At 48.2% G+C, this 8,253-nt stretch carries 8 protein-coding genes and 1 pseudogene; 5 read left to right on the top strand and 4 right to left on the bottom strand.

All coding sequences use genetic code 11. The features are described 5' to 3' along the window. Positions 1 to 220 (top strand): annotated as a pseudogene (locus PN466_RS12480) (hypothetical protein); the annotation flags it as partial. A gap of 3 nt (positions 221 to 223) precedes the next feature. Next, positions 224 to 586 (top strand): hypothetical protein, encoded by a 363-nt coding sequence (locus PN466_RS12475; RefSeq protein ID WP_271939961.1) that lies wholly within the window; start codon positions 224 to 226, stop codon positions 584 to 586. Between the two features lie 114 nt (positions 587 to 700). Here PN466_RS12475 and PN466_RS12470 read toward each other — a convergent pair whose 3' ends face one another. Further along, complete coding sequence (locus PN466_RS12470) at positions 701 to 1,321, bottom strand: hypothetical protein (protein ID WP_271939960.1); 621 nt, start codon at positions 1,319 to 1,321, stop codon at positions 701 to 703. A gap of 148 nt (positions 1,322 to 1,469) precedes the next feature. On the opposite strand from PN466_RS12470, the gene dxs reads away from it, so the two are divergent. After that, complete coding sequence (gene dxs, locus PN466_RS12465) at positions 1,470 to 3,380, top strand: 1-deoxy-D-xylulose-5-phosphate synthase (protein ID WP_271939959.1); 1,911 nt, start codon at positions 1,470 to 1,472, stop codon at positions 3,378 to 3,380. Positions 3,381 to 3,520: 140 nt separating this feature from the next. Then, a complete protein-coding gene (ligA, locus tag PN466_RS12460) occupies positions 3,521 to 5,563 on the top strand; it encodes an NAD-dependent DNA ligase LigA (protein WP_271939958.1) in 2,043 nt (680 codons plus the stop codon). Between the two features lie 339 nt (positions 5,564 to 5,902). On the opposite strand, the gene PN466_RS12455 is transcribed toward ligA, so the two are convergent. Together PN466_RS12455 and PN466_RS12450 are read right to left on the bottom strand one after the other, a co-directional pair. After that, a complete protein-coding gene (locus PN466_RS12455) occupies positions 5,903 to 6,289 on the bottom strand; it encodes a DUF1815 family protein (protein WP_271939957.1) in 387 nt (128 codons plus the stop codon). Between the two features lie 185 nt (positions 6,290 to 6,474). Then, the gene (locus PN466_RS12450; RefSeq protein ID WP_271939956.1) at positions 6,475 to 6,687 is read right to left on the bottom strand and encodes a DUF2839 domain-containing protein; all 213 of its coding nucleotides are present in this window, start codon (positions 6,685 to 6,687) and stop codon (positions 6,475 to 6,477) included. Positions 6,688 to 6,968: 281 nt separating this feature from the next. Between PN466_RS12450 and PN466_RS26320 the strand changes: the two genes are divergently transcribed. Then, positions 6,969 to 7,226: a lipopolysaccharide assembly protein LapA domain-containing protein gene (locus PN466_RS26320; RefSeq protein ID WP_271939955.1), complete on the top strand. Its 258-nt coding sequence runs from the start codon at positions 6,969 to 6,971 to the stop codon at positions 7,224 to 7,226. On the opposite strand, the gene PN466_RS12440 is transcribed toward PN466_RS26320, so the two are convergent. Continuing rightward, complete coding sequence (locus tag PN466_RS12440) at positions 7,223 to 8,164, bottom strand: transposase (RefSeq protein ID WP_271939954.1); 942 nt, start codon at positions 8,162 to 8,164, stop codon at positions 7,223 to 7,225. The two genes, PN466_RS26320 and PN466_RS12440, sit on opposite strands and share 4 nt — an antisense overlap. Positions 8,165 to 8,253: the final 89 nt, after the last annotated feature.

The raw sequence follows: 8,253 nt of genomic DNA, 5'->3' as shown, positions 1-8,253 counted from the left end.
TTCAACAAACCCGGCTTCTAGCTTGTGTATCCTAGCATCCGAGAGACTCTTAGAAGAGTTAAGAGCTAAACCTGATGAAGCGTGCGAATATACAGGAGTGTATCAACTGGCAAAGATTAACCAAACTGGGATTATCGCCATCAACCAACTGCCAGAAATCCCAGAAACCCTCTGGTTAAGACTCTTAGGAAAAGGGGGAACCCAGAAAAGAGCCATCTAACAAGTGCTAGACTTGCCAGAAGGCGATCCGCAACGGCGTAATATCCTAGAGCTGATTGGGGTATGGCAAATTAATGTGCAAGTTACGATAGATCTCAACACAGAAGACCAGGAGTTACTTATGGAGTTATCACCAGCTTACTTAAAATGGCGAGAAGATACCATTCAACAAGGGGTTCAACAAGGGGTTCAACAGACTAAACGAATGACCATTGAAACGTTGTTAAGAACCCGGTTTGGTTCCTTGGATGAGGAGTTACTGGGAATTATAGATCGCCTGATGGAACTGTCTCTAGAAGAGTTTGTTCCTATCTGTATGCAAGCGTCTCGTGAAGAGTTATTAGCCCAGTTTAGTCCAGAGAATTAGAGCGATAGGGTTCCCAGAAGCCGGTTTACCAAATGGTAATGGTAAAATCCGCCCCTTGTATCTGAAAAGAGTCGGCGATCATTCCCATCCCGACTCCCGACTCCCCACTCGCACCTATCGGGTGGGTATACCCAATTGATCTAAATCAGGTTCAATTCCAGGAATCGGTTGTAGGGGGGGAGGCGCTCCGGGAGTGGGAGCTAAAGGTTGCCCAACATTGGATAAATCCGGATAAAATCCTCTCGGTTGATCTCTCGCTTCAATACAATGAGTCATGACCTCTTGGGTGCTTAAGTCCATCTCCCGATCCATTCCGACTACACATTGGGCAAACCGTCGGGGTAAAAGGGCACGCCGACAAGTCTCTAGTACCGTACTAGCGATCAGATCGGATTCGTCGATGTGATTAATATCAGTGACACAACTGGCCAAATCTAAGGGGCGGCGCACTTGGCGACAGGTAGACAAGGCTTCTAAGGGATTGATGTTCTCATTTCGATTGACAATTCCCACGACACATCCAGAAATATCTTTTGGATATAAGGCAGTGCCACAAGCTCTAGAACGATCTTCTGGAGAAATGCCCATCTGGGCTAACTCATAATCACAAGTGCGAAAGGCATTACGGGCGATCGCCGCTTGGGGTGGCACCAATACAGCACTGAACGCAGCAAGCAAAACCCCACCCATCAAAGGATTTAAGGCAGAAGTTAGACGAAATTTAGGATTAGACATCCTTACAACTCCTCACAAAAAACAATAGGGCGAGCAGTGGTTCCTAATTATTACTGTAAGTTATTAGAGGCTACAACTGCACTCTAATAACTTACAGTGGATAAGGTATGGAAAACTAAGTTTATGAAAAAATGAGGACACCTTACCTATGCATTTAAGTGAACTCACTCATCCCAACCAATTGCATGGCCTGTCGATCGCCCAATTGGAACAAGTTGCACGTCAAATCCGAGAAAAGCATCTGCAAACGATCGCAGCGACAGGAGGTCATTTAGGCCCGGGTTTAGGGGTGGTTGAACTGACCTTAGCACTTTATCAAACCCTGGATCTTGACCATGATAAAGTGGTTTGGGATGTGGGTCACCAAGCCTATCCCCATAAAATGATTACGGGACGCTACAATGATTTTCATACCCTACGGCAAAAAGATGGCATTGCAGGCTATTTGAAGCGCTGCGAGAGCAAATTTGACCATTTTGGTGCTGGACACGCTTCGACGAGCATTTCTGCGGCTTTAGGAATGGCTTTGGCACGGGATAGGAAAGGCGAAAATTATAAGGTGGCTGCCATTATTGGGGATGGCTCGCTCACTGGGGGCATGGCTCTAGAAGCGATTAACCATGCGGGACATTTGCCCCATACTCGTCTGTTGGTGATCTTAAATGATAATGAAATGTCCATTTCTCCTAATGTGGGGGCAATTTCCCGATATCTGAATAAAATGCGCCTCAGTCCGCCGATGCAGTTTTTTGCAGATAACTTAGAAGAGCAGTTTAAGCATATTCCCTTCTTTGGTGAGACCTTTACACCAGAGATGGAACGGGTGAAGGAAGGGATGAAGCGCTTGGCTGTCTCTAAAGTCGGTGCAGTCATTGAGGAATTGGGCTTTACTTATATGGGGCCGGTAGATGGCCACGATTTACAGGAGTTGATTACTACGTTTGAGCAAGCGCACCAAATTGAGGGACCGGTGTTAGTACATGTGGCGACCACTAAAGGAAAAGGATATGCGATCGCCGAAAACGATCAAGTCGGCTATCATGCCCAAAGTCCCTTTAACTTAACCACCGGTAAGGCTATTCCTTCCAGTAAGCCCAAACCCCCCTCCTATTCCAAAGTCTTTGCCCATACCCTCACTCAACTGGCGGAAAATAACCCCAAGATTATCGGTATTACCGCAGCCATGGCGACGGGAACCGGTTTGGATAAACTCCATGCCAAATTACCCGATCAATATATTGATGTCGGCATTGCCGAACAACATGCTGTTACCCTGGCTGCGGGTTTAGCTTGCGAAGGAATGCGGCCAGTTGCTGCCATTTATTCGACCTTCCTGCAACGGGGCTATGACCAAGTCATTCATGATGTCTGTATCCAAAAGCTCCCCGTCTTCTTCTGTTTAGACCGGGCGGGAATTGTTGGTGCAGATGGGCCCACTCACCAAGGAATGTATGATATCTCCTATTTGCGCTGTTTACCCAATTTGGTGCAGATGGCTCCCAAAGATGAGGGCGAACTGCAACGGATGATCGTTACCGGTATTGATTATACCGATGGACCGATCGCTATGCGCTATCCTCGCGGTAATGGTTATGGTGTCCCCTTAATGGAAGAAGGGTGGGAACCTCTGGACATTGGTAAAGGGGAAATCTTGCGCAATGGTGACGATTTACTCCTGGTTGCCTATGGTTCTATGGTGCATCCTGCCCTCCAGGTGGCTGAACTGTTGAGCGAACATGGTGTAGAAACGACGGTGGTCAATGCTCGCTTTGCTAAACCCTTAGATACGGAGTTGATTCTACCGTTAGCCGAGAAAATTGGTCGCGTCGCCACTCTAGAAGAAGGCAGCTTAATCGGCGGTTTTGGTTCTGGTATTGTAGAAGCGCTGATGGATGCCAATATCGTCGTTCCTGTTCAGCGTTTGGGTGTCCCCGATATCCTCGTGGATCATGCTACGCCCGATCAGTCGAAAACCGCGTTAGGATTAATGCCAGCCCAAATGGCAGATTCAATCCGCGATCGCTTTTTCCAAAAGCAACCCACCCCCGTAAACGCTTAATTTGCTTCATTTAAGAGGGAGGATAGGACTAGTCGTTTCTCACATTCCCGACCCGATCCTCCTTTCCTTATCCCACGCTCGGCTCAGGTTCATTTAAAATTGAAAAATAAATCAATCATCGCTCAATGGGGTAAGGTCTTGTGGCTTCTGCGGAAATTGTGCAACAGGTGACTCGGCTACGGGAACAGTTGCAAACAGCCAGTTATGCATATTATGTTCTCGATAATCCGATGATGGAGGATAGCGTCTATGACCGCCTCTATCGCCAACTCCAAGACCTGGAAAGCCAATATCCTGACCTGATTGTACCGGAGAGTCCCACCCAGCGCGTGGGTGACCAACCCGCACAGCAGTTTACCTCCGTCGAGCATCATGTTCCCCTCTACAGTCTGGAAAATGCCTTTAACCTGGCCGAGTTTCGCCAATGGCAAGACCGATGGATGCGCCACGCGGATTCTATTCCCTCCGAAACCCCGCCCGAATATATCTGCGAACTGAAAATTGATGGCTCTGCTCTCGCCCTAACCTACGAAAACGGGGTACTCGTGCGTGGCGCAACCCGTGGCAATGGCACGATTGGAGAAGACATTACCCCCAATGTGAAAACGATTCGCTCCATTCCCCTGCGCTTAACGGGGGAAGCCATCCCGGAGCGCGTCGAAGTGCGGGGCGAAGCGTTTCTGAGTCTAGAAGTCTTTGCCCGTCTCAATCAGGAACGCACGGAAGCGGGCGAACCCCCCTTCGCCAACCCCCGCAATGCCGCCGCCGGAACCCTGCGCCAACTCGACCCCCGAATTGTCGCCGCTCGCCGCTTAGATTTCTTCGCCTATACCCTTCATTTACCCGAAACGTCAAATTTACCCCAAAGGCAGTGGGAAGCCTTAGAATGGCTCTCAGGCTGGGGATTTAAGGTCAATCCCAATCGCACCCTCTGCCCGTCCTTAGCGGAGGTGGAGCAATATTATACGCGCTGGGAAACCGATCGCCACCAACTCCCCTATCTCACCGATGGCGTGGTGGTGAAACTCAACCCTCTAGCGTTGCAAACCCAACTCGGCTTTACGCACAAATTCCCCCGCTGGGCGATCGCCCTCAAATATCCCACCGAAGAGTTGCCCACAGTCGTTAAATCCGTGACCGTGCAGGTGGGCAGGACAGGAGCGCTCACCCCCGTAGCCGAACTCGAACCCATCCAACTGGCAGGAACCACGGTCAAACGTGCTACGTTGCACAACCCCGATCGCATCGCTGAACTCGATCTCTGTATTGGCGATACGGCGATCGTCCGCAAAGCTGGAGAAATCATACCCGAAGTGGTACGAATTTTACCGGAACTGCGCCCCCCCGGAGCTACCCGCTACGAAATGCCCACCCTTTGCCCAGAGTGCAACTCACCCGTCGTGCGCCTGGAAACCGAAGCTGTGCCTCGGTGTATCAATCTTTCCTGTCCCGGCATTCTGCGCGGCGCTCTCATTCATGCCGTGCGTCGGGATGCCCTGGATATTGATGGCTTGGGGGAAAAACTAGCAGCGCAATTGGTGGAGCAGCAGTTAGTGCGATCGCTCCCGGACTTGTATGAATTGACGATTGATGATTTAATGCAACTAGATCGTATGGGTCAGAGATCTGCCCAAAAGCTCGTCCAAGCGATCGCCGCTTCCAAAACGCGCCCTTGGCATTGTATCTTGTATGCGATCGGCATTCGCCATGTGGGAGCCACGAATGCCAAACTCTTATGTAACGCCTTTCCTTCCATCGAACAACTCGCCCAAGCTACAGAGAGCGACTTAGAGAGCGTATATGGAATTGGTTCAGAAATGAGCGCGGCGATCGCTGAATGGTTCCAACTTCCCGAAAATCAAACCCTCATCCAACGGTTGCAAGAACTCGGGTTATCCCTCTCTGCTGTAGGGGCAAAAAATTTTTCGCCCCTACCATCTCCTTCTCTCACCGGCAAAACCTTTGTGCTGACGGGGACACTGCCTACTTTAACGCGATCGCAAGCCAAAACCCGTATTGAAGCAGCAGGGGGGAAAGTCAGCAGTTCTGTCAGTGCCAAAACCCATTATGTGGTTGTTGGCGATAACCCTGGCTCCAAGTTAACCAAGGCACAAGGACTAAACATCACCCAACTAACAGAAGCACAGCTATTAGACTTGCTAGATGATCCCATTTCTATCTGAATATGCCCTTAGTAATTGGATCTAAGCCAATTATCTCCCAATGATCAATAAATAGCAGGCTTAAAGAGAAATCGCATCATAGCAGAGAAAGGGAGAGTTAGGACATTTTCTATTGTCTATTGCCTCAAACCATAACCTCACTGTCCTGATCAACTCTTTCACTGCTATAGAATTTGAGTCTATCTCAAGGATGCAGATTCTAGGGTCACTATACCCTAGTCCCCTGCAATGAAGAGACAAGCAGCAAACTCTTTGTTTTCTACCCATCAACTGAAGCGCACAAGGAACATCCTGGCAGAAAATCCACCAGTACGCTCAATCATAGAACCGATTATTTTCTTATCCTACTCTGGGAAGAACCTTCATGCCAGAAGACTTTGCCTTTTGAGGAACCGCACCCGTTAACGGGGGGTCTTCGGGCAGTTTATCCCGTTTCGCTAGATTGGCTAACTCTTGCAGTTGAGCGATCGCCTCTGCACCTTCGAGTTTCATCAGCTCTCGGTCATCGCGCATTTCTGTCCAGGTAATCCCATAATCAGAAACCAAAAACCGAATCAGATGGTTATCTCCTAAGCTCACCATAAAGGATGCGCTATTCATTTGATCTCCACAGGTATAGCACGAGGCTAAATACCCTTGGCGCTCCAGAACAACAGCCAACGCCTGAAGGCTCATGACCAGATCCTGGACAAATTGTCTATGTTGGTGTGCTAATCGGATAAACACCTTTATTTTCCTCCACTCACCACACTATTCTAGACGGTTTTATAATTTCTTAAGAATTTTCTCAGATTTCTTAGAATTGATCTAGGGATTAACCAACATTCTCGCGAATGGACTCCGCTTAACCATAAGAGCATTTTCTTGGGTAAACCGTATTCTGAGATACACTTGGGTTTTCCCTCGAATGATTAGTTCACTTGCCACCAGCCAAAACCGGGGCCAATAAACCGAACTATCACCCATACTGCAATCATGACCCCAATGCCAATCCAAGCTCCAGTGCTTGTCCACTTGACAAACCGGTCAGCTTGTGATTGGGTAATCGGTAACCAGGGTAAGATGGTCTTTTCCTGGCCATACTGTTCTCCTAGAGCAGCTTTACGGCGTTTCGCTTCACCCATAACTGATTTGCGCAATAACCAATTAACTAAACCTAGATCCTGATAATAGCCTGTCCTTAGAGATTCGTGCCACTGTGTTGACAAAACAATAAAAAACGATACGTTTTGCGATATTTCCCCACTTGATCGTCAAGATATGGCAGTGCCCAGGATATTACGACATTTTCTATCGCCTATTCCCTATTCCCTATTACTCCCCTTAACCTCTGACGAATCCTCATTACCAGCGCCCAGCGCTATATAATCCGTTCAGATGCTACCCTGAGTTATTTTTTCTAGTTATGATAGCCCGTCATCTGAGTCTAACCCTACTGCTGAGTGTTTGGATTAGTGCGATCTCCATTCTCTCCGTCCAGAATGCCACCCCTGTATCCCTCAAATTCCTGCTTTTTGAGTCCGTACAGATCCCGGTAGGCATCCTCTTAGCCTTTAGTGCATCTCTTGGACTTCTTGCTGGTCTTCTCATTCTCCCTTGGGGGAGCAACAAGACCTCCCCCTTCTCTGAACCACAAGATCTAGACCCTTCCAGATGGGATTAATTCTGATCTAAAGAATACACCTGGCCATCAAACAACAACCGTGTAATCCCCTTCGCGTACAAATAGGGACGAGTCTTCGGTAACATGCGGCTATCGGGAACCTTAATCACCCTCTGACTACGGCGAGAAAATCGGCGCGCTACCCGATGATTATCAAACACTGGTAACGTCCGCTCACTCACCTCAGCAGAAGGAATTTGGCCCAACTGTGCAAATTCCTTCAACGGACGAGTAATCAATTCTGCTCCCCGATCAATTACCAAATAACAAATTCTGGGCAAAGCTGCTTCTGAGAGAGGCAGAACCTCCACTTTAGCCGGAATACCTCCAGGGATAGCTAACCGAGCGCTCTCATAATAATCATCATCCAGGTCATCTTCATCCTCATCCTCATCGAGATCTTCCTCATCTAAATCTTCTCCCAGCAATTCTCGTAAGGTACTCGCTTGGGCATAGTATTCCTGCTCATCTTCCTCACCATTCTCCGTATCCAGATCGGAGCTAACCAGATTCAAACCAGGTATGGAAGGGTGGATGACTTTCTCAGAGCTATCCGTTACTGCATTTAAACGCGATCGCACTTTTTTCGGTTTGCTCTCCAAAGATAAATCCTCTTGCTCATCCGCATCAACTTTGGCATCCGAAGCAGGAGTAGCCAAACGAAGATCGACCTGTTGCACTTCAGGTTGAGAAGCTTTAGGGGACTCCGATTCACTCACATTTGAGACACTTGGCATTTTACCTTTACCCGCAGCAGCACGTTTTTGCTGCACCAAATTTTCATATTCGGCGGCTGGCAGACGGGCCTTAAGTAAGCGACTAATCGTAGAATTACTAACACTGTAGCGAGTTGCCAAAGTTGAAGTGGTCTCTACTGTCTCACGATAGGTTTTAATGATATCGACTTTTTCAGATTCTGTTAGTTTTCTTGGAGACATAAGACTACTTCACCGTAGACAAGACAGCAAGAGAACACCAAGTCGTTACTTGTAAAAATGATCTCTTTTCCACAATACCCAATCAATGG

The sequence above is a fragment of the Roseofilum reptotaenium CS-1145 genome (assembly GCF_028330985.1).
In the GTDB taxonomy this organism is placed as follows: Bacteria; Cyanobacteriota; Cyanobacteriia; order Cyanobacteriales; family Desertifilaceae; genus Roseofilum; species Roseofilum reptotaenium.
The sequence above is the reverse complement of the archived record's forward strand: the minus strand, read 5'-3'. Positions and strand labels throughout refer to the sequence as shown.